The organism is Xanthobacter wiegelii, from assembly GCF_043193855.2.
Classification (GTDB): Bacteria; Pseudomonadota; Alphaproteobacteria; order Rhizobiales; family Xanthobacteraceae; genus Xanthobacter; species Xanthobacter flavus_A.
The window spans coordinates 842,478-863,905 of sequence record NZ_CM195529.1 but is presented as its reverse complement, the minus strand read 5'-3'; the positions used below and the strand labels follow the sequence as shown (position 1 = coordinate 863,905).

Below are 21,428 nucleotides of genomic sequence, written 5' to 3'. Positions count from 1 at the left end.
CAAGCTGGGATCACCAGCGGAGACAAACAAGCGGGAGACGCCGATGGACCGGCTTGAAGGGGATTACGACTATATCGTCGTTGGCGCCGGCACGGCCGGCTGCATCGTCGCCAACCGCCTCTCGGCCGATCCGCGCACCCGCGTGCTGCTGCTGGAAGCCGGCGGGCGGGACAATTGGATCTGGTTCCACATCCCCGTCGGCTATCTCTTCGCCATCGGCAATCCGCGCGCCGACTGGATGTTCAAGACCGACGCCGAGCCGGGCCTCAACGGCCGGGCGCTCAATTATCCCCGCGGCAAGGTCATCGGTGGCTGCTCGTCCATCAATGCCATGATCTCCATGCGCGGGCAGGCGGCGGACTATGACCATTGGCGCCAGCTCGGCCTCACCGGCTGGGGCTGGGAGGATGTGCTGCCGGCCTTCAAGTCGCTGGAAGACCATTTCCTCGGCGCCAGCGACATCCATGGCGCCGGCGGCGGCTGGCGCATCGAGCCGCCGCGCATCGAGTGGCCGGTGCTGAACGCGGTGGCCGACGCCGCCACCCAGCTCGGCATCCGCAAGGTGCCGGACTTCAACACCGGCGACAACGAGGGCGTCGGCTATTTCCATGTGAACCAGAAGTACGGCCGCCGCTGGTCCTCCGCGCGCGGCTTCCTCAAGCCCGCCCTCGGCCGCCCCAATTTGCGGCTGGAGACCGAGGTGCTGGCCGACCGCCTCATCATCGAGAACGGCCGCGCGGTGGGCGTGCGCTATCGCCAGAACGGCCGCTGGATCGAGGTACGCACCCGCGGCGAGGTCATCCTCACCGCCGGGGCCGTCGGCTCGGTGCAGATCCTCCAGCGCTCGGGCGTCGGGCCGGGGGAATGGCTCGCCGAGCGCGGTGTCGCGACCGTGCTGGACCGGCAGGGCGTGGGGCGAAACCTGCAGGACCATCTCCAGCAGCGGGCCATCTACAAGGTCTCCGGCATCCGCACCCTGAACGAGACCTATTATTCGCTTCCCCGCCGCGCCCTGATGGGCGTGGACTATGCCCTGCGGCGGCGCGGGCCGCTCACCATGGCGCCCTCCCAGCTCGGCATCTTCACCAAGTCCGATCCCCATCAGGAACGGGCGAACATCGAGTTCCACGTCCAGCCGCTCTCGCTGGACAAGTTCGGCGAGCCGCTGCACCGCTTCCCGGCCATCACGGTGGCCGCCTGTAACCTGCGCCCCACCTCGCGCGGTATCGTGCGCATTCCCAATGCCGATCCAGAGGCAAAGCCGCAGATCGCGCCGCATTATCTCTCCACCGAGGAAGACCGGCAGGTGGCCGCCGACGCCATCCGCGTCACCCGCCGCCTCATGCGCCAGCAGGCCCTCGCGCCCTACCGGCCGGAGGAGTATCTGCCCGGCCCGTCCGTGGGTGACGACGACGCCTCGCTCGCCAAGGCGGCCGGCGACATCGGCACCACCATCTTCCATCCCGTGGGCACGGCAAAGATGGGCCGCGTGGATGATCCCACGGCGGTGGTGGACGAGCGCCTGCGCTTTATTGGCCTCGGCGGGCTGCGCGTGATCGACGCCTCCATCATGCCCACCATCACCTCGGGCAACACCAACACCCCCACGGCGATGATCGCGGAAAGAGGCGCGCGGCTGGCGCTGGAGGATGCGCGGGCGGGGGCAAGTTCGGCGGCGGCGTGAGGGGCTGGCCGTCCGCTGGCATCGTCCGCCTCATCCCCAACCAGCCGTCATCGCCCGGCTCGTCCGGGCGATCCACGGGTGGTCTGACACGGTGACCTATTCCCGGAGGCCGCCAGGCGGAGGGGTGGATCCCCCGGACAAGCCGGGGGATGACAGCTCTTGCGGCAACGCCGCCCCTACCCCCTGAGCGCGCGGCGCATCACCTTTCCGGAGCCGGTGCGGGGCAGTTCGTCCATGAAGACATAGGCGTCCACCCACCAAGCCGTCATCGCCCGGCTCGTCCGGGCGATCCACGGGTGGTCTGGTGGGGTGACCTTATTCCCGGAGGCCGCCAGGCGGAGGGGTGGATCCCCCGGACAAGCCGGGGGATGACGGCTCTTGCGGCAACGCCGCCCCTACCCCCTGAGCGCGCGGCGCATCACCTTGCCGGAGCCGGTGCGGGGCAGTTCGTCGATGAAGACATAGGCGCGGGGGCGCTTGTATTCGGCGAGGTGCTCGGCGGCATAAGCTTCGAGCATCGCCGCATCGGCCATCGCCTCCGGCTGGAGCACCACGAAGGCGGTGACGAGGGAGATGTCGCCCGACCGGGTCTCCACCACCGCCACCTCGGCCACGTCAGGATGGGCGGCGATGGCCCGCTCCACTTCCTCCGGCGCCACACGATAGCCGAAGGCGTTCATCTGGTCGTCGGCGCGGCCCTCGTACCAGAGGTAACCATCCACATCGAAGCGGGCGAGGTCGCCGGTGAGGAACCACTCGCCGCGCAGCACTGCCGCCGTCTCTTCGGCCAGGCGCCAATAGCCCAGCATCAGACCGGGATCGGAGCGGTGGACGGCGAGCACGCCGGTGTCCCCCGCCGGCAGCGGATGGAGCGCGTCCGGCGCCTCGCCCTCGGGCGGCAGCACCACGACGCGCCGTCCCGCCTGCGGCTTGCCGGGGCTGCCCGGCCGGGTCGGCACCGCGGGGCCGGAGGAGACGTAGGTGGAAATCTCGCTCATCCCCAGCGCCTCGTAGAGCGGGCGCCCGGTCGCCGCCACCCACTCGCCGTGCAGCGCCGCCTTCAGCGCCTCCCCGGCGGTGAGGCCGTGACGCAAGGCGGGGAAACGGCCGGGGGTGATGTCGGCATATTTCAGGATGCGCCGGTAGAGGCCGGGCACGGCGGCGAACTGGGTGGCGCCGGTCTCTTCCAGAAGATCGGGCCAGGCACCCGGCGGGCGATCGCCGAGATGGACGATGCTGGTCGCCCCCACCGCCCACGGGTCCATGAGGCCCACGCCCAGCGTATAGGTCCAGTTGAACGCGCCGGCGTGGAACAGGAGGTCGTCGCCCTTCAGATCGTGCCAGCCGGCGCGCATGGGCACGCGCCCGAGCCCCACCCGCTGGGCATGCGCCACGCCCTTCGGCCGCCCGCTGGTGCCGGAGGTGAAGACGAGGAAGGCAAGGTCGTCCGCGCCGGTGTCTGCGAAATCCACGGCCGATGCGGCCCCCAGTCGATCCATGCCGGCCGCATCGATGACGGTGACGCCCTCGCGCGGCGCCGGCATCACGCCCGATCCGTCGCCCACCACCAGCGCGGCGCCGGAATCGTCGAGGATCATCTCCACCTCGTGCGCCGTCAGCATGGTGGAGGTGGGGATGGGGGCGAGCCCGGCGGCGATGGCACCGAAGAACATCAGCGGGAACTGCGAGGTGTTGCCCACCCGCAGCAGCACCCGCGCCCCGCGCGGCAGGCCGTATCCGGCGAAGCCGCCGGCCACGCGCAGCACCGCCTCGCGGAGCTCGCCATAGCTCCAGCGCTCGATGATGCGCCCCTTCGGTCCCTCGGCCACCAGCAAGGCCGGCTTGTCCGCCGCCGCGCCGGCGGCGGCAAGGCAGAAGCGGGCGAGGTTGAAGGGGGCAAGGTTGAAGGGGGGTGGCGCAGCCTGATTCCCGGTCTCGGTCATGAGAGGATCATGGCTGCGGCGCTTCCCCTGCGCCAGCGCTATCGCAGCGGTCGCGCTTGCGCTTCACGCGGCGGCCTGAAGCTGGCCGCACAGGCCCGCCACATCCACCGCGTCGTGCTGGTCTGCGCGCAGGAAGCGCCCGGCATAGGTCTCCCACAGGCGCGAGCGGAGGAAATAGTCCACCACCTGCGGATCGAGGTGCCCCTCCCGGCCCATGGAGACGAGGATGCGCATGGCTTCCGAAAGGGTCTTCGCCGGCTTGTAGGGGCGGTCGGAGGCGGTGAGCGCCTCGAACACGTCGGCCACAGCCATCACCCGCTCGGGCAGGCTGAGGCCATCGGCGGCGATGCGGCGGGGATAGCCCTTGCCGTCCATGCGCTCGTGATGGGTGGCGGCCAGTTCCGGCACCCGCTCCAGCCCCTCGGGCCAGGGCAGCGCCTTCAGCATGATGTAGGTCTGCACCACATGGTCGTTGACCTTGAACCGCTCTTCGTCGTTCAGCGTGCCGCGACGGATGGAGAGGTTGTACAGCTCGCCGAGATTCTGCGCGGCGGGCGGCAGGCGCATGTCGAAGCCATAGTGGTTGGCCGGGTCGCCCTTCTCCACCGGCGGGCGCACGCCCTCCCAGGGGCGGACATGCTCCGGCTTGTCGGCGAGCAGATGCTCCTCGGCGGGCAGCGCCGGGGCCGGATGGCCGGCGAGATGAGCCTCCTCCTCCCGCGACAGACCGAGCCGGTCGTCGAAATGGCGGGTCCAGGTGCGCGTCGCGATCTCGGCGAGGCGGGCGAGGGCCTCGTCGGTCATGAACTCCCCGCCCACGTTGGAGCGCGCGACGAAGGCGAAGTCGTCGGCGAGGCGCGCCTCCGCCTCGACCAGAATCTGCGCCGAGCGCACGGCATCCTCCCCCGCCGCGAGGCGCGTGAGATGGGCGATGCGGGCGTCGCGCAACAGCACCTCGAACCGCGTGCGCACCTCGTGGATGCGGTTGTGCATCGCTTCCAGCTTGGTGGCCTTGTCGATGATGTGCTCGGGGCTCGTCACCTTGCCGCAATCGTGCAGCCAGGAGCCCACCCGGAAGGCGCGGCGCTCCTCCTCGCTCAGGGCGAAGTCGCGATACGGGCCGTCCTCATCCGCTGCCATGCGCGAGACGATCATGTCTGCCAGCTCCGGCACCCGACGGCAATGGGCGCCCGTATAGGGGCTCTTGGCGTCGATGGCGTCGGCCACCAGATGGATCAGCCCTTCCAGCAGCCGTGACTGCTCCTCCATCAGGCGCCGCGTCTCGATGGAGATGGCGAGCGTGCCGGAGAGCTGGCGCGCGAAGGCGACGAAGGCGCCGCTCCGGTGCGCGGCATCGGCGCCATGGACGAGGACCAGCAGGCCGACCGGGCGGCCCTTGCGGTCGCGCAGCGGCAGAGAGAGACGTTGCGTGCCGTCCGGCTCCGGCGGCGCGACCTGCTCCGGCGCATCGAGCACCGACAGGGACAGCACCTCGGGCATGGCGGCGGAGGCATCGCCCGCCTCCCGCACATTGGCGGCGAGCACGAGGTCGCGGCGGGCGCCATCCACCAGATAGACGAGGCCGCGCGTGCAGAACGTGCCCTTCACGGTGGCGGCGAGCACCTGTTCCAGCATCCGGTCGAGCTGCGGCTCGCAGGCGATGGTCTCGCTGGTAGTGAGGAAATCGCGGATGGTCTCACCGACCGCATCGAGCACCTGGTGGAAATCGGCGATCTCGCGGATGAAGCTGCCCACCTTGGCCGGTCGGCCGAAATCGAACCGGGTGAGGCGCTGCGCCTGGAGGGCGAGTTCGTTCAGCCCCTGCCCCAGACGCCGGCCGGCGAACCAGCCGATGACGATGAAGCCGAGGGCGATGCCGCCGCTCACCCACATCTGCCGCTCAAGGCTCGCCCTGAGCGGCGCGAGCACCTCCCGGCGCGGCACCGCCATCACCAAGGTGTTGCGTTGGTCGACGCGCGAATAGAGCTGCGTCTTGACGCCCAGCCACTCCTGCCCGTCCGCGCTGAAGCTCGCCGGCCGGCGCGACGGCATGTCGATGCCGTCCAGCACCACCAGCGGCCCCGACCTGAGATCGCGCAGGGGCACGATCATGTCCGGCATCGCCGAGGCGGTGCCTGCATAGGCAATGACCCAGCCGGCGGCGTCGACGATGGCGACCTCCGTGCCAGGGGTGGGACGCAGGCCTTCCAGTTCGCGGGCGATGTCGGTGAGGGAGAGATCGAGGCCGATCACCGCATCGACGCCCGCCACCTTGCGGCTGGCGGTGACGCCCACCTCCCCGGTGGAGGGGAACACATAGGGCGCGGTGACATGCTAGCCCGGCGCCGCCATGGCGTTCACATACCAGTCGCGCCGGCGTGGATCGCGCGGGAGCGCCGCCGGGGCGGCGCGCTCGCCGATGAGGCGCATGTCCTTATCGAAGAAGCGCCAGACGCCGGCGGACGAGCCGGTCGCCGGCTGCTCCGCCCGAATGCCGGCCTCGATCACATGGGCGAGGAAACGCGTGCCCTGCGGCGCGGACTGGCGCCCGGCCTCGGCGGGATCGCGCGCCATGAGCCGCACGAAATTGCCGTCACCATAGGCAAAGGTGATGGAGGAGAGGAAGGGCATGCTGGCGAACACCGGCCGCAGCGCGCCGAGGTGATCGAGCAGCATGTCCGGCCCGCCGGTCACCGCGCTGCCGTCGCTGGCGAGGATTTCCAGCGCGACCGTTCCCGGCAGGGCGCGGTTCTCCACCCGTTCCGTGATCAGCTGGCCGAGCAGCGCCGCGCGCTCCAACGTGGCACTTAAAAGCGCATCCCGCCCGTTGGTCCAGGCCTGCCACAGCAGCGCGCTGGAGAGCAGGACCATGGCCGTCACCACCGCGAGGGCGAACAGCAGCCGCAGCGGCAGGGTCCATCCGGCGCGCGCCCCAAGGCGCCTTGCGGATGCGGACGACGGCATCATGAGTGCTCCCGATCGGCCCGGCAGAACTCCTGCCGCGACATCTCGGGCGAGACCGTAAAACGCAATTGATATCAAGTTGTTAAGCGGTCACTCGTTACCATTGCGTATGGCTTTAGGCCCGCGCCAGCAGCAGCGCGCGATGGGGCTGCGCCAGACGGATTCCCTCGGCTTCCGCGACGCCCCAGCGGGCCAGCTGGGCCTCCACGGCGTCGCGATGCCGCTCCGCCGCATCGCGCCGCGCGGGATCGACGGCCACCGCCCGCGCGAGGAAGCCATCCACCCCGGCCACATGGCGCACGTCGTCATAATCGAGGCGACGGACCAGCCGCGCAGCACCGCGCGCGAGGCAGGCCGAGAGCGCCTCCTGGGCGAGGGCGCGGATGGCCGTCTCGTCCTCCACCGGCCGCAGCACCTCGAAATAGCTGCCTTCGGCGAGAGGCTCCACCACCAGCACCGGCCCGCGGCTGACCCGGAGCGCCGCGCCGAGCGCGGCCGCCATCAGCTCCCCCGGCACATGGTGCAGGCTGTTGAGGAAGATTGCGGCATCGAAGCTCGCGTCCGCGAACGGCAGCGCCTCGGCCCCGGCCTCGGTGAAGGACGCCTCCGGCACCGCCGCGCGAGCCGCCGCGATGGCCTCCGCCCCCGGATCGATGCCGTGGACGCGGGCGCCGCGCGCCATCAGCGCCCGCGCCAGCGCGCCATGGCCGCAGCCGATATCGAGGATCGACGTCCCGGCCAGCGGCCCGAGCCAGTCCTCGATCACCTCAAGCGCCGTGCCCTGCGGCCGCCGCGCGGTCTCTGCCTGATCTTCGCTCATCGCGGTCTTCCCTAAAGCGCGCCGCGCAGGCGGTGGATGCCGGCCTCGATCTGCTCCTCGGCGAGGGAGGCATAGCCCAGAAGCAGCCAGTCGTTGCTCACGTCGGCGGTGCCGTACTCATGCCCGCCGCCGTTCTGGATGGTGTAGAGCCCCACATTGCGGCTCTTCGCCAGCGCCGCCATCTGGTGCGCGCGCGGCAGGCCGGGCGGCAGCTTCCAGGCGAGATGGGTGCCCGCCTCCGTGCCGCGCAGCTCCACCCGCCCGAACGCATCGCGCAGGGCGGAGACCAGCACGTTGCGCCGCTGCTGATAGCGCAGCCGCACCCGCCGCAGATGGCGCACGAAGCCGCCGGTGTGGAGGAATTCGGCCAAAGCCGCCTGCTCCAGCCAGACATGGCCGTTGTCGAGCAGCGCCTTCGCCGCCCCCGCCGCCGGAGCGAGGTGATCGGGGAAGATGGCGAAGCCCGTGCGCAGCCCCGCCCCCAGCGATTTGGAGAAGGTGCCGAGATAGATCACGTTCTCCGGGCTCATGGCCTTCAGCGCGGGCAGCAGCATGCCGCCGTAATGAAACTCGCTGTCGTAATCGTCCTCGATCAGATAGGCGCCGGTGCGATCGGCCCAGGCGAGGAGTTGCTGCCGCCGCTCCAGCGAGAGCACGCCGCCCATGGGATATTGATGGGAGGGCATCACATAAGCGAGCTGCGCCGCCACCCCGGCGAGGCGCGACGTGTCGATGCCGTGCTCGTCCACCGGCAGCGGGTGGGGGTGCATGTTGACGCTTTCGAACAGGTAGGCGGCGCCCTGGCTGCAGGGGTTTTCCACCACCACCGCATCGCCTTCCCGTGCCAGCACCCGGAGCGCGAGGTTGAGGGCGAGCTGGGCGCCGGCCACGATCACCACCTGCTCCGGGCGCACATGGATGTCGCGCATCACCGCCACATGATCGGCGATGGCGGTGCGCAGGGCCATGAGCCCGCAGGGCTCGCCGTATTCGGTCAGGTTGTGCCCCGCCACCGCGAGGGCGTGCAGCACGAGGCGCCGCCACGTCTTCAGGGGGAAGGCGCGCGGGTCGGTGCGCTGGGGCCAGAAATCGATGGGGATGCGGCTGGTGTTGAGGATGGAATGGGGCCGCCCGGTGAAGGCGGCGGGGGCGAGCTTCTCCGGCGCGCGCCGCTCCGCCAAGGCCAGGGGATCCGCGCTCCGGGAAGCGACCGACGCGGATGCCGCCACCGATGCGCTGACGGATGCGCTCATGGCGGCCTCGGGCACCACCGCCGCCACATAGGTGCCCACCATGGGGCGGGTGACGAGATAGCCCTCGTTGATGAGCCGCTCGTAGGCGAACGTCACCGAATTGCGCGAGACGCCGAGCTGCTGCGCCAGATGGCGGGAGGACGGCACCGCCGTCTCGGCCTTCAGCCGCCCGTCCAGGATCTGCTGGCGGATCTGCTCGAAGAGCTGTTCCTGGAGGCTCAGGGTCGAGGCGCGGTCGAGGGAGATCAGCACGGCGTCGCAACCCCATTGGTCCAGCAGACGCCGCATGTTGGCACCGGTTGGGGCCAGTTGCGAGAGGGCCAGTCGCTGTCGGCGTTTTGGGGCCACCCCGGCCGCTTGCTTGACTTGACCGAGGGGGGCCAACCATTTTCACCGTCAAAGCGCGTGCTTTGCCCCAAACGCCGCGCCCGGACCCGAGGCGACACGCATGCCCGACACCGCTCTGCTCCAGGCGGACGAAACCTTGTTCCCCGCCCCCCTCCTCACCCTCGCCGCCGACGTGCTCGCGGCCGCCCGCGCGCGGAACATCCGCCTTGCCGCCGCGGAGACGGTGACGTCCGGCCTGGTCGCCGCCTGCCTCACCTCGGTGTCCGGCGCCTCGGAGATCTTCGAGCGGGGCTATGTGCTCTACCATTCCTCCGCCAAGGCCACCGGCCTCGATGTTCCGGCCGCCATCTCCGCCGCCCATGGGGCGGTGAGCGCGGAGGTCACGCGCGGCCTCGCCCAGGGCCTGCTCGGCCATTCCGAGGCGGGCGCCACCGTCGCCATCACCGGCTATGCCGGGCCGGGCGGCGGCAATGCGGTGAACCCCGTGGGCACCATCTTCATCGCGGTGGCGACGCGCGACGGCGGACTTGCGGAAGAGCGCCACGTCTTCCCCGGCAGCCGGGACAATGTGCGCCTGTGCGCGGTGCAGGCGGCCCTCGCCTTGCTCAAGTCGCAGCTCGGCTGACGCCGCGCATGAGCGACATTCCGGTCGTCCTCGTCACCGGCTTTCTCGGCGCGGGCAAGACGACCCTGCTCAACGATCTCCTCAAGCGCCCGGCCTTCCGCGACACCGCCGTCATCATCAACGAGGCCGGCGACGCGGGGATCGACCATGCGCTCATCGAGACCGGCAGCGATGAGGTGATGCTGCTGGAGGGCGGCTGCATCTGCTGCCGCCTGAAGGGCTCGCTGAACGCCACGCTCAATGGCCTGCTGCGCCGTCGCGCCATGGACGACTTCGCCTTCCGCCGGGTGGTGGTGGAAACGAGCGGCCTCGCCGATCCCGCGCCGGTGCTCCATGCGCTGATCGCCGATCCGCTGTTCAACCGGCATTTCTCCATCGCCGGCGTGACCACGGTGGTGGATGCGGCCAATTTCGCCTCAACCCTCGCTCATCATCCCGAGGGGATGACGCAGGTGGCCCTCGCCGACCGCGTCCTCATCAGCAAGGCGGACCTTGCCACTGCGGACCAGCTCGCCGCGGCCGAGCGCGAGGTGGCGATACTCAATCCTCTGGCGGAATGCCATGTGCTGCCGGCGACGGCGCGCGACGGCTCGCTGCTGTGGATCGACCCGCGCGAGACGCCGCGCCCGCTCAGCCGGCGCTTCTCGGCCACCGGCGTCGGCCATGCGGTGACCACCGCCTCCCTCGCGTTCCCCGGCCGCCTCACCCAGGACCAGGTGGACGCCTGGCTCGACCGGGTGAGCGACCTGTTCGGCGCCGCCGTGCTGCGCCTCAAGGGCATCCTGCATCTGGAAGGGGTGCCGCAGCCGGTGGTGCTGCACGGGGTGCAGGGGCTGGTCTATTCCCCCGGCCTCCTCTCCCACACGGCAGGGGACGAGAACCGCATGGTCCTCATCGCCCGCGGCATCGAGGAGCAGGACCTCGCCGACGCGCTGACCCTGCTCGCCGGAATGGCGCGGCCCGTGGCGTGAGGCCAAGGACCGCCCGGCCCCGGCCTAAGGCCGCGGCCGATGGCTTGGTCAGCCGCCGTTGGCCTGAACGCACTGGTTGACGCGGGCCCACGCCTCCTTGGCGCGCTTGCCGAGGTTGACCGTCCCGACATCCTCGGAATCCGGCAGCGAGAACTGATAGGCGCCGGCGGCGACGATATGGTCGATGGCCACGAAGGGCATGGTGAACCACATCCGCGCGCCATTGGCGCCGCCCGGCACCGTCCACTCCAGCATGCCACGCGGCTTGCCGGGGACGTTGATGATGGTGCCCTTGAAGTCGCCCTTGCGCCCCTCGGCCTTGACGCTCAAATAAACTTCGCCGTCGGTGCGCCGGGCGATGATGTCGTCACGGTTGCCGACCTTGCGGGTGGCGCGGCAGTTGATGATGCCGGACTTCTCCGTGGTGGCGGTGAAGTTCCAGCCATCGAAGCCCGCCCCGTAGGGTTTGACCTGCGCCTGCGCGCCCCCAGCGGTGGCGAGCGTGGCGGCGACGGCGAGCGCGGCGAGAAGACCCGTCTTCATGATCGGCCTGCTTCTGGTGGGAGATGACGGGGGTGTGGGTGAAGGGCAGCGCGCCCCGCTGGTCTCGCCCCCCGGTCAAGCTCCAGCAGGGGCGATGTGTATGAAACATCGGCTGAATGCAAGCTGAACGCAGCGTGGCCGAAAGCCGGCGCGAGGCGGGCGGAAGGCGGGCGGCTGCACGCAGGCGATGGCTGGTCCGACTGGCCCCATGAAGCGGACTGGCCCCAAGAGCCCGCCACGAGCCGGCGCTACCTTGGTGTCCTCGCCCGCCCTAGCTTTCTGGCACAGGATGGAAGCGAGCGAGACCGCAATGGCCAGCACTTTTTCGGCGAAGACCTTTTCCGGCACCGTGGGCATCGTCCCCGCTCTCGACATCGAGACGCAGGAGAAGTTCGATGCGGTGGTGAAGGCGACGAGCGGCGTGCCCGGCGTCGCCGGCTACAAGCTCGGGCTCACCAGCGTGCTGCGCCATGGCCTGAAGGAGTCCATGCGGCGGGTGCGCGACCTCACCGATTTGCCCATCCTCTATGACCACCAGAAGGCCGGCCCGGACATGCCGGACATGGCGAAGAAGTTCACCGCTCTGTGCGCCGAGGCCGAGGTGGACGGGCTGATCCTCTTTCCCGTCGCCGGCCCCACCGCCGTGGACGGCTTCGTCGGCGAAGCGCTGAAGGCCGGCATCGCGCCGGTTGTCGGCGGCGAGATCCCGGTCGCCGACTATGGCGTCTCCGGCGGCGGCTATCTCCTCGACAATGCGCTGGACCTCATCCTGGAGCGCTCGGTCCTGGGCGGCGCCGATCATTTCGTGCTGCCAGCGCACGACACCGCCAAGGTCACCCGCTGGTCGCGCTGGATCGCCGCGAACGTGAAGGACCCGCTGGTATTCCTCACCGGCTTCGGCTCGCTGGGCGGCACCATCGAGGGGGCGTTCGCCGCCGCGAAGGACTGCCCGCGCCGCTTCGCCATCGTCGGCCGCCTCATCACCGAGGCGAACGACCCGGCCGGCGCCGCCACCGCGCTCTATGAGAAGATGCAGGCGCTGGAGACGACGGCGCCATGAGCGCCGTGCTGCCGTCCCTCCATCGCGAACCGTTCGTCGGCGGGCGCTTCGTGCCCGCCATGGGCGGCGAGGTCGAGGCGCTGGTCGATCCCTGGACCGGCGCGCCGCTCGCCGAGGTCGCGCTGGCCGGGCCGGTGGAAGTCGAGGCGGCGATCCGCACGGCGCGCCATGCCTTCGATGCCGACGACTGGCCCCATCTTCCGCCGGTCGATCGCGGCGCCGTGCTCCACCGCATCGCCGCCGGCATCGCGGCCCGGCAGGACCAGTTCGCGCAGATCGAGGCTGTCAACGCCGGCAAGCCCATCTCCGGCGCCCTGCGCGAGGTGGAGGGGGCGATCCGCGTCTTCACTTATTATGCCGGGGCCATGGACAAGGTGTTCGGCGACACCATCCCCCTCGGCAGGGATCTGCTCGATTTCACATTGCGCGAGCCCCTGGGTGTGGTCGCGCAGATCGTGCCGTGGAATTTCCCGCTGCTCGGCGCCTCGTGGAAGCTCGCTCCCGCGCTCGCCGCCGGCTGCGCCGCCATCCTGAAGCCCGCGCCGCTGACGCCGCTCACCGCCCTGCTGCTCGCCGAGGTGTGCCGCGAGGCCGGCGTGCCGGACGGCTTCCTCTCCGTGCTGCCCGGCGGCGCGGACGTGGGGCGGCGGCTCGCGGAAGACCCGCGCATCGATGGCATCTCCTTCACCGGCTCCACCGCCGTGGGCTCGGAAGTGATGCGGCTTGCCTCCGCCTCCATCAAGCGCGTGGCGCTGGAGCTGGGCGGCAAGAACGCCGCGGTCGTCTTCGCCGACGCCGACATGAAGAAGGCGGCGGCGAGCGCGGTGGCGTCCGGCTTCGGCAATGCCGGCCAGTCCTGCTCCGCCCGCTCGCGCCTGCTGGTGGAGCGCGGCGCGCTGGAGCCCTTCGCCCGTGCCTTCGCCTTCGCAGCGGCGCGGCTGAAGACCGGCCCGGCGCTGGACCCGGCGACCAATCTCGGCCCGCTCATCTCCTCGTCCCACCGGGATGCGGTGGACCGCACCGTGGCGCAGGCCCGCGAAGCCGGGGCGACGCTGGTGAGCGGCGGCGCCCTGCCGGAGGGCGACGGCTTCTTCTATCCCCCGACCATCCTCTCGGGCGTCGGGCCGGACAATCCCGCTTTCAGCCGGGAGATCTTCGGCCCGGTCTGCTCCCTGACGCCATTCGACAGCGAGGCCGAGGCCATCGCGCTGGCCAATGACAGCGACTATGGTCTCAATGGCTCCGTCTGGTGCCGCGACATCGGTCGCGCGCTCCGGGTCGCGCGGGGCATGCGCACCGGGATGGTGGCCGTGAACGGCCTGCCCAGCGCCTCGAAGACCAGCGTGTTCGCGCCTTTCGGCGGCTACAAGCGCTCGGGCATCGGCCGCGAGCTTGGCCTTCACGCGCTGGATTTCTACTGTGAGATCAAGAACGTGGTGGTGGACCTCACGTAACGGAACATCCAAGGAGCCAGCGCAGCCGGGCTGGACCCATCGTTGCGTCGGCGGCTGGCTCTCAATGCCTGGCATTTGGCGTTGCTAACTTTTTGAACAGAGCGAAAGGCAAGGCGCGTATGGCCATCGCAATCGTCGGCGGAACCATGATCGACGGCACCGGGGCGGACCCCGTGCCGAACGCGGTCGTGGTGATCGAGGAAGGGCGCATCGTCGCCGCCGGTCCCGAGAGCCAGGTGAGCGTGCCGGCGGGCGCCCGGAAGCTCGACGCGGCCGGGCGCACCGTGCTGCCCGGCTTCATCGACACCCATGTCCACGGCACCTACCGCGCCCGCGACATGCGCCAGCATCTGCTCAACACGCCCACCTACAACGTGCTGAAATCCATCGAGGTTTTCCGCGAGACCATCGCCTGCGGCATCACCACCGCACGCGACATGGGCGGCGCCGACGCCGGCTTCCGGCAGGCCATCGAGGAAGGCATCATCGACGGGCCGCGCCTGCTGATCTCGCTGGGCATGGTCTCGCAGACCGGCGGCCATGGCGACTACTGGCTTCCCGCCGGCATGCGCATCCAGAAGCGCGCCTGGCTCCCGCACACGGTGGCGGACGGGGTGGAGGAGATCCGCCGGCTGGTGCGCGAGCTGCTCATGCGCGGCGCCGACTTCATCAAGATCTGCGCCACCGGCGGCATCACCTCGGTGACCGACAGCTGGGACGAGCCGCAATTCACCATCGAGGAGATTTCCACCGCCGTCTCCGAGGCCGCCGCCAAGGGCAAGCGCGTGGCCGTCCACGCCGAGGGCCTCGCCGGCATCAAGAACGCGGTCAGGTCCGGCATCCACTCGCTGGAGCACGGCTGGTTCATGGACGAGGAGAGCGTGGACCGCATGATCGCGGGCGGCATCTGGTGGGTGCCGACGCTCGCGCTGGTGCCGCTCTCCATCGAGCATCGCCGCAAGAACACCGCCTGGGCCAGCCACCAGCTGGGCCAGGAGGATGTGAAGGACGCGCAGATCTATTCCCTCATGCAGACGCAGATCCCCCTCTGGAAGGAGGCGGTGAAGCGCGGCGTGAAGGTGGCCATGGGCACCGACCAGTCGCACCGCCTGCTGGTGGGCGAGAACATGGCGGAGCTGGCCTTCATGGTGGACTGGCTCGGCATGTCGCCGATGGAGGTGATCGTCGCCTCCACCACCAAGGCGGCGGAATGCATCGAGCAGCCCAACCTCGGCGCGCTGAAGGCCGGCTTCATGGCCGACGTGCTGGTGCTGGACGGCGACCCGCTCGCCGACATCCGTATCCTGGAGCAGCGCGACCGCCTGCATCTGGTGATGAAGGGCGGCAAGGCCTTCACCAACCGGCTGGATGGCTGACGCTGTCGATAAATGATTTTGTTGATTGATGTAGTAGAAAACAGCTGCTAGGCAGTATCACAGAGCCGGGCCGGGAGCGCCCCAGGAGCCGCGTAATGAAGTTGAACCGCTTTATGATCCGGCCTCTCGTGGAGCTGGGCCTGCGCGAGGAGTTAAGCTCCGGCGATACAACCGGAGGCTTTCTCGTCGGCGACGATCCGGTTCAGACCGCCAACATCTACGCCAAGGCGAACGGAATCGTCTGCGGCATGCTGTTCGCCGACGAGACCATCCGCTCCATCGAGCCCGAGGCTCGCATCGAATGGCTGGTGGAGGAAGGAGCCGCGGTGGAACCCGGCACCGTGCTGATGCGGGTGCAGGCCCGCGCCTCCACCTTCTTCGTGATCGAGCGCTCGGCCCTCGACTGGCTGCAGCAGATGAGCGGCATCGCCACCAAGACCCGCCGCTACGCCGATCTGGTGAAGCATACCGGCGTGCGCATCACCGATACCCGCAAGGGCTGGCCGGGCCTGCGCATGGTGCAGAAATACGCCGTGCGCGTGGGCGGCGCCCACAATCACATCTTCAACCTCGCCAATTGCGTGCTGGTGAAGGACAATCACATCAAGATCGCCGGCTCCATCACCGAGGCGGTGAAGATCCTGCGGGCGAGCGCGCAGCACACCTTCAAGTTCGAGGTGGAGTGCGAGAGCCTGGAGATGGTGCAGGAGGCGCTGGACGCCGGGGTCGAGATCATCATGTTCGACAACATGGACCTCGACGAGATGCGCGAGGGCCTGAAGCTCACCAAGGGCCGCGCCATGACCGAGGCGTCCGGCGGCATCAACGAGACCACCATCGTTCCCATCGCGGAGCTGGGGGTGGACGTGATCTCCATCGGCGACCTCACCCACACGGTGAAGGCCCTCGACATCAGCCTCGATGTCCGCGACATCAAGCCGAGCGCGAAGCGGACCATCGACCGCCTCAAGCAGCTCTCGAGCTAGGCACAGGCGGGCCATGCGCGGGGACATGCCATTTCGTCTGAGGCCGGGTACGGAGACCTTCGTCTTCGACCTCGACGATACGCTGTACCCGCGCTCCGCCGGCCTGCACGGCCAGATGCTCGCCCGCGTCTGGCTGTTCATCCAGCAGCTCACCGGCTCCACGCCGGAAGAGGCGGCGGCGCTGCACGCGCATTATTACGAAACCTACGGCACGTCCCTCGTCGGCCTGCAGCGCCATCACGCGGTGAAGCCGCAGGATTTCCTCGCCTTCGTCCATGAGATCGACCTGACGGTGCTGGCGGAAAACGCCGAGCTGCGGCTCGCGCTGGAGGCCCTGCCCGGCCGGCGCCTCGTCTTCACCAACGGCTCGCGTGCCCATGCCGAGCGGGTGCTGGAACGCCTCGGCATCGCCGACCTGTTCGAGGGCGTCTGCGACATCGCCGCCTGCGACTACATCGGCAAGCCCGAGCGTGCCGCCTACGACACCATGCTCGCCCGCCACGGCGTCGCGCCCGATCGCGCCATCATGTTTGACGACCGCGCGGTGAACCTCGCCGTGCCGCACGCCCTCGGCATGCAGACGGTGCTCATCGGCGACCACGGGCTGCCCGAGACGCCGGACGCCGCGCACGTCCATTTCCATTCCCTGGCGCTCGCGCCCGTGCTCGCCCAGATCGAGCCGCGCACGACCCCGATACCAACGCCAACAGTCCTGCAAAGCCTTTATAAGGGCCCGCAAAATAAGGGCTCATCAACGACCGACCTTCCTCAGGAGCCATGATGATGCACGCCCGTCTCACGCGCCTACTCATCGCCGCCACCGCCTTTTCCCTCGCCGCCGTGCCCGCTGCCATCGCGGCGGACGTGAAGCTCGGCATCGTGCAGTCCACGTCGGGCGGCTCGGCTGCGCTCTACGGCACCATGCAGAAGAACGGCGCGGAGCTGGCTGCCGCCGAGATCAACGCCTCCGGCAAGCTCGGCGACCTCAAGCTCGTGCCCATCCATCAGGATGATGCGGGCGATCGCGGCCAGACCGTCAACATCTTCCAGCGCCTGATCAACCAGGACAAGGTGACGGTCATCTTCGGGCCGACGCTGACCACCTCGGCCTTCGCCGCCGACCCGATCGCCAACGCCGCCAAGGTGCCGGTGATCGCCTCGTCCAACACCGCCCCCGGTGTGCCCGCCATCGGCGAATACATCTTCCGCACCAGCGCCCCCGAGGCGGCGGTGTTCCCCGGCGTGCTCGCCTATGCCGTGAAGCGCTATCAGCCCAAGACGGCGGCGCAGATCTACGGCATTGACGACGTGCTGATGAAGGCCGCCTACGGCGTCCACAAGGCCGCCCTCGACAAGGCCGGCATCAAGGTGGTGGCCACCGAGACCTTCCAGAAGGGCGACGTGGACTATTCCGCCCAGCTCACCAAGATCAAGGCGGCCAACCCCGACATCATCGTCGTCGGCGGCCTCGCGGAAGAGACCGCCAACATCGTGCGGCAGGCGCGCCAGCTCGGCATTCCGCAGTCCACGGTGTTCCTCGGTGCCAATGCGGCCATCTCGACCAAGCTGAACGATCTCGCCGGCCCCGCCGCGCAGGGCTTCCTCGTGGGCTCGGGCTGGTTCATCGATTTCGACATGCCCGCCAACAAGGCGTTCGTGGAGGCCTACAAGGCCAAGTACGGCTCGGCCCCCGACACCTTCGCCGCCCAGGCCCATGCCGCCGTCACCATCTTCGCCGATGCGGTGAAGCGCGCGGGCGGCGTGTCCGATCCCGCGAAGCTGCGCGCGGCCATCGCCGACACCAAGGACCTCCAGACCGTCCTCGGCCCCTTCTCCTTCGACAAGGACCGCGAGCCGGTGCTGGTCGCCAAGGTGCTGGAGCTGAAGGACGGCAAGTTCCAGCTCGCCCAGTGATCCCCCGCCCGCCCCGGTCACTGGCCGGGGCGGATGGATTGGCGCGCCGTGCAGCCCGGGCATCCGCGGCGGCACGGTGCTTCGACCGGTTCGGGCAGGTCCGGGGGATCAGCGCATGACAACCTTTTTGCAGCAGGTCGTGAACGGGCTGTCGCTCGGCTCGATCTATGCGGTCTTCGCCATCGGCTGCACGCTGATCTTCGGCGTGCTCAACATCGTGAACCTGGCGCAGGGCGCCTTCTTCATGGTGGGCGCCTATCTCGGGCTGGAGATCGCCCTCCTCGGCCTGCCGCTGCCGCTGGCGCTCGTCGTCGCGCTGGTGGGCGGCGGGGTGCTCGGCATGGCGTCGGAGCTGCTCGTGTTCCGCGTGCTGCGGCTGCGCGGCGGGCACAAATGGATGGGCCTCGTCGCCAGCCTCGCGCTGGCCCGCCTCCTGGTGGGTATCGCGCAGGAGGTGTTCGGCACCGCCGTGCACGGCTATCCGCCGAACCCCTTCACCGCCATCGTGTGGGAGATCGGCGGCGTGCGCGTGCAGCTGCTTCAGGTGATCGTGGTGGTCACGGCCGTGATCCTGATGGGCATCCTCGGCTTCACCCTGCAGAAGACCTCGGTGGGCCGCGCCATCCGCACCGTGGCCTTTTCGGAGGATGTGGCCCGCATCGTCGGCGTTGAGGTGGGGCGCACCATCCTCATCACCTTCTTCATCGCCGGCGCGCTGGCGGGGGCCGCCGGCGTGCTGCTGGGCCTCCTCTTCAACGTGGTCTCCCCCTTCATGGGCGAGCACATGCTGGTGAAGGGCCTCACCGTGATGATCCTCGGCGGGCTCGGCAACATCCCCGGCGCGGTCGCGGGCGGCTTCCTGCTGGGGCTGGTCGAGGTGTTCTCCGTCGCCTACGTCTCCTCCGCCTTCCGGGACGCCATCGGCTTCGGGCTGATCTTCCTGATCCTCCTGGTGAAGCCCACCGGCCTCTTCTCCGGCTTCGAGGAGCGCCGCGCATGATGGCCGCCCTCGATACCTTTCTGGCCAGCTACGGCAACCTCGTGAATTTGTGCCTGCTCAATACGCTCCTCGCCTACGGCGTGTGGCTGGCGCTGGCGGCCAACATGTTCACGCTGGGCACCGGCGGCTTCATGGCGGTGGGCGCCTATTGCAGCGTCTATCTCACCATGCAGCTCGGCGCGCCTTTCGCCGTGGCGGTGGTGGCGGGCGGGCTGCTGGCGGCGGCGGTGGCGCTGATCATCGGCGCGCCCGTGCTGCGGCTGCGCGGCGATTATTTCATGCTCGCCACCTTCGCCTTCACCGAGGTGGTGCGGGTGATCGCGCTGAACTGGGATGCCGTCACCGGCGGCGCCATCGGCATCTACGGCATCCCGCGCTACACCGAGACCTGGCAGCTGGTGCTGCTGGTCCTCATGGCCCTTTATTTCGTCTTCGCTTTGCGCCGCTCCTATTTCGGTCGCTCCATCCTCGCCATCCGGCAGGACGACGTGATGAGCGAGGCCATGGGCGTCAACGTGTTCGGCCAGCGCCTTTCGCTGTTCGTCGCCTCCGGCTTCGTCAGCGGCGGCGTGGGGGGGCTTGCGGCGCATCTCAACTTCTTCGTCGGCCCGACGGATTTCGGCCTGCTGCGGAGCGTGGATGCCCTCGCCTATCCCATCCTCGGCGGCGTGAACGCGCTTATGGGGCCGCTGGTGGGCGCGATCTTCACCACGCTGCTGCCGGAGCTGCTGCGCTTCTCCAGCCAGTGGCGCGAGATCCTGATGGGCCTGCTCATTCTCGCGGTGGTGCTGTTCCTGCCCGGCGGGGCCATGTCGCTCCTCAAATGGCGGCCGCGCAAGCCGGCGGGCGCCCGGCGCGCCGCACCTGAAGGAGCCAAATGATGGCGGCGGCCCAGCTCGAACTCTGGCAGGTGGCCAAGCGCTTCCAGGGCGTGGTGGCGGTGGACAGCGTGTCGCTGACAGCCACCGCCGGACAGGTGACGGGCCTCATCGGCCCCAACGGTTCCGGCAAGACCACCACCATGAACATGATCACCGGCCTCTATCCCACCGACGCCGGCCACATCCGCCTCGACGGCGTGGACATCGCCCGCCTCGCCCCGCACAGGGTGGCGGCTTTGGGCGTCGCCCGCACCTTCCAGAACATCCGCCTGCTCGCCACCGAGACCACGCTCGCCAACGTGCTGCTCGGCGCCCACCGCCACCAGTCGGCCAGCCTCCTCGACGTGCTGCTCGGCCTGCCGGCGGTGAAGCGCAGCGAGGCGCGGGAGAAGGCGCGCTGCGAGGCGCTGCTCGATCTCGTGGGCATCACCCATCTCAAGGACGTGGCCGTGGGCGGCCTCTCCTACGGCGACCGGCGGCGGGTGGAGATCGCGCGGGCGCTGGCCACCCAGCCGCGCCTGCTGCTGCTGGACGAGCCGGCGGCGGGCATGAACTTCGCCGAGAAACGGGCGCTGGCCGACCTCGTGCTCGCCATCCGCGACATGGGCATCACCGTGCTCCTTATCGAGCACGACATCGAGTTCGTGGCGCGGGTGAGCGACCATATCGTGGTGCTCAATTTCGGCCGCGAGATCGCCGCCGGCACGCCGGAGGAGGTGCGCCGCATGCCGAGCGTGATCGAAGCCTATCTGGGGACCGAGGATGCTTGAACTCGTCAAGGTCACCTCCGGCTATGGCTCCGTCGCGGCGGTCGAGGACATCGACATCACCGTCCCGGCCGGCGCCTGCGTCTGCCTCATTGGCGCCAATGGGGCCGGCAAGACGACGACGCTCCTCACCATATGCGGCCTGGTGCGCGCCTTCTCCGGCACCGTGCGCATCGAGGGGCGGGACATGACCGCACGCCCGGCGGACAAGATCGTCCGCGCCGGCGTCTCGCTGGTGCCGGAGGGCCGGCGGGTGGTGGCCTCCATGTCGGTGGAGGACAATCTGAAGGTCGGCGCCTATGTGCGCGGAAGCGACCCCGCCATCGCCGACGACATGGAAATGATCTACACCCGCTTCCCGCGCCTGAAGGAGCGGCGTTTCCAGTATGCCGGCTCCCTCTCCGGCGGCGAGCAGCAGATGCTGGCCATGGGCCGGGCGCTGATGGCGCGGCCCAAGCTGCTGCTGCTGGACGAGCCCTCCATGGGCCTCGCGCCCCATGTGGTGAACGACATCTTCGCCACCATCGCCGACATCAACGCCAAGGGCACCACCGTGCTTCTCGTGGAGCAGAACGCGCGCAAGGCGCTCTCGGTGGCCAGCTACGGCTATGTGATGGAGCACGGGCGCATCATCTTCGCCGACACCGCCGCAGCACTCGCCCGCGATCCGCGCGTGATCGCCGCCTATCTCGGCATGCGCGCGGCGGAGACGGCCGCGGGCTGAGCGCTGTCTTCGCAATCCGGTAGGACATCACCCGGTGCTGTTCGACCGCGTGCCGCGCGGTATTTTCTTCGTTGCTTTCGCTCAGGCGCCGCGGGGGCTTTCCTTGTTGTCTTCG

General features: G+C 69.5%; 19 protein-coding genes. 13 read left to right on the top strand and 6 right to left on the bottom strand.

Translation table 11 applies throughout. From position 1 onward, the window contains the following. Positions 1 to 43 precede the first annotated feature (43 nt). On the top strand, positions 44 to 1,684 hold the full coding sequence (locus V5F63_RS03980) for a GMC family oxidoreductase (RefSeq protein ID WP_394101647.1): 1,641 nt from the start codon (positions 44 to 46) through the stop codon (positions 1,682 to 1,684). A gap of 395 nt (positions 1,685 to 2,079) precedes the next feature. Here V5F63_RS03980 and V5F63_RS03975 read toward each other — a convergent pair whose 3' ends face one another. The 5 genes from V5F63_RS03975 to pdxR all read right to left on the bottom strand — a co-directional run bounded on the left by V5F63_RS03975 (position 2,080) and on the right by pdxR (position 8,952). After that, entirely contained in the window at positions 2,080 to 3,627 is a 1,548-nt protein-coding gene (locus V5F63_RS03975) for a class I adenylate-forming enzyme family protein (RefSeq protein ID WP_394101646.1), read from the bottom strand. A gap of 63 nt (positions 3,628 to 3,690) precedes the next feature. Continuing rightward, positions 3,691 to 5,943 (bottom strand): HD domain-containing phosphohydrolase, encoded by a 2,253-nt coding sequence (locus V5F63_RS03970; protein WP_394101645.1) that lies wholly within the window; start codon positions 5,941 to 5,943, stop codon positions 3,691 to 3,693. An 18-nt stretch (positions 5,944 to 5,961) separates the two neighbouring features. After that, the gene (locus tag V5F63_RS03965) at positions 5,962 to 6,594 is read right to left on the bottom strand and encodes a hypothetical protein (RefSeq protein ID WP_509210817.1); all 633 of its coding nucleotides are present in this window, start codon (positions 6,592 to 6,594) and stop codon (positions 5,962 to 5,964) included. Positions 6,595 to 6,706: 112 nt separating this feature from the next. Further along, positions 6,707 to 7,411 (bottom strand): class I SAM-dependent methyltransferase, encoded by a 705-nt coding sequence (locus V5F63_RS03960; RefSeq protein WP_394101643.1) that lies wholly within the window; start codon positions 7,409 to 7,411, stop codon positions 6,707 to 6,709. An 11-nt stretch (positions 7,412 to 7,422) separates the two neighbouring features. Further along, positions 7,423 to 8,952, bottom strand: coding sequence for a MocR-like pyridoxine biosynthesis transcription factor PdxR (pdxR, locus tag V5F63_RS03955; RefSeq protein WP_209487806.1), 1,530 nt, complete (start codon positions 8,950 to 8,952; stop codon positions 7,423 to 7,425). A 160-nt stretch (positions 8,953 to 9,112) separates the two neighbouring features. Between pdxR and V5F63_RS03950 the strand changes: the two genes are divergently transcribed. Continuing rightward, positions 9,113 to 9,637, top strand: coding sequence for a CinA family protein (locus tag V5F63_RS03950; RefSeq protein WP_209487805.1), 525 nt, complete (start codon positions 9,113 to 9,115; stop codon positions 9,635 to 9,637). 8 nt (positions 9,638 to 9,645) lie between these two features. Next, entirely contained in the window at positions 9,646 to 10,608 is a 963-nt protein-coding gene (locus V5F63_RS03945; RefSeq protein ID WP_209487804.1) for a CobW family GTP-binding protein, read from the top strand. Between the two features lie 48 nt (positions 10,609 to 10,656). On the opposite strand, the gene V5F63_RS03940 is transcribed toward V5F63_RS03945, so the two are convergent. Beyond that, positions 10,657 to 11,151, bottom strand: coding sequence for a hypothetical protein (locus V5F63_RS03940; RefSeq protein WP_394030963.1), 495 nt, complete (start codon positions 11,149 to 11,151; stop codon positions 10,657 to 10,659). 310 nt (positions 11,152 to 11,461) lie between these two features. Between V5F63_RS03940 and V5F63_RS03935 the strand changes: the two genes are divergently transcribed. The 10 genes from V5F63_RS03935 (at position 11,462) to V5F63_RS03890 (ending at position 21,313) form a co-directional block, all read left to right on the top strand. Further along, a complete protein-coding gene (locus V5F63_RS03935) occupies positions 11,462 to 12,211 on the top strand; it encodes an orotidine 5'-phosphate decarboxylase / HUMPS family protein (RefSeq protein WP_394101642.1) in 750 nt (249 codons plus the stop codon). After that, positions 12,208 to 13,665 carry an aldehyde dehydrogenase family protein gene (locus V5F63_RS03930; protein ID WP_394030967.1) on the top strand — a complete coding sequence of 486 codons (1,458 nt, stop codon included), beginning with the start codon at positions 12,208 to 12,210 and terminating at the stop codon, positions 13,663 to 13,665. Before V5F63_RS03935 ends, V5F63_RS03930 begins: the two co-directional genes overlap by 4 nt. 119 nt (positions 13,666 to 13,784) lie before the next feature. Further along, complete coding sequence (locus V5F63_RS03925; protein ID WP_209487800.1) at positions 13,785 to 15,041, top strand: amidohydrolase family protein; 1,257 nt, start codon at positions 13,785 to 13,787, stop codon at positions 15,039 to 15,041. Positions 15,042 to 15,154: 113 nt separating this feature from the next. Continuing rightward, on the top strand, positions 15,155 to 16,027 hold the full coding sequence (nadC, locus tag V5F63_RS03920; RefSeq protein ID WP_394101641.1) for a carboxylating nicotinate-nucleotide diphosphorylase: 873 nt from the start codon (positions 15,155 to 15,157) through the stop codon (positions 16,025 to 16,027). Between the two features lie 25 nt (positions 16,028 to 16,052). Beyond that, positions 16,053 to 16,808 (top strand): pyrimidine 5'-nucleotidase, encoded by a 756-nt coding sequence (locus V5F63_RS03915; protein ID WP_394101640.1) that lies wholly within the window; start codon positions 16,053 to 16,055, stop codon positions 16,806 to 16,808. Between the two features lie 2 nt (positions 16,809 to 16,810). Next, complete coding sequence (locus V5F63_RS03910; protein WP_394101639.1) at positions 16,811 to 17,941, top strand: ABC transporter substrate-binding protein; 1,131 nt, start codon at positions 16,811 to 16,813, stop codon at positions 17,939 to 17,941. A 115-nt stretch (positions 17,942 to 18,056) separates the two neighbouring features. After that, positions 18,057 to 18,941 carry a branched-chain amino acid ABC transporter permease gene (locus V5F63_RS03905; RefSeq protein ID WP_024280736.1) on the top strand — a complete coding sequence of 295 codons (885 nt, stop codon included), beginning with the start codon at positions 18,057 to 18,059 and terminating at the stop codon, positions 18,939 to 18,941. Continuing rightward, complete coding sequence (locus V5F63_RS03900; RefSeq protein ID WP_394101638.1) at positions 18,938 to 19,822, top strand: branched-chain amino acid ABC transporter permease; 885 nt, start codon at positions 18,938 to 18,940, stop codon at positions 19,820 to 19,822. Before V5F63_RS03905 ends, V5F63_RS03900 begins: the two co-directional genes overlap by 4 nt. Next, a complete protein-coding gene (locus tag V5F63_RS03895; protein WP_394101637.1) occupies positions 19,822 to 20,592 on the top strand; it encodes an ABC transporter ATP-binding protein in 771 nt (256 codons plus the stop codon). Before V5F63_RS03900 ends, V5F63_RS03895 begins: the two co-directional genes overlap by 1 nt. Then, positions 20,585 to 21,313: an ABC transporter ATP-binding protein gene (locus tag V5F63_RS03890; protein WP_394101636.1), complete on the top strand. Its 729-nt coding sequence runs from the start codon at positions 20,585 to 20,587 to the stop codon at positions 21,311 to 21,313. The genes V5F63_RS03895 and V5F63_RS03890 overlap by 8 nt, the downstream gene beginning before the upstream one ends. The last annotated feature ends 115 nt before the right edge of the window (positions 21,314 to 21,428 follow it).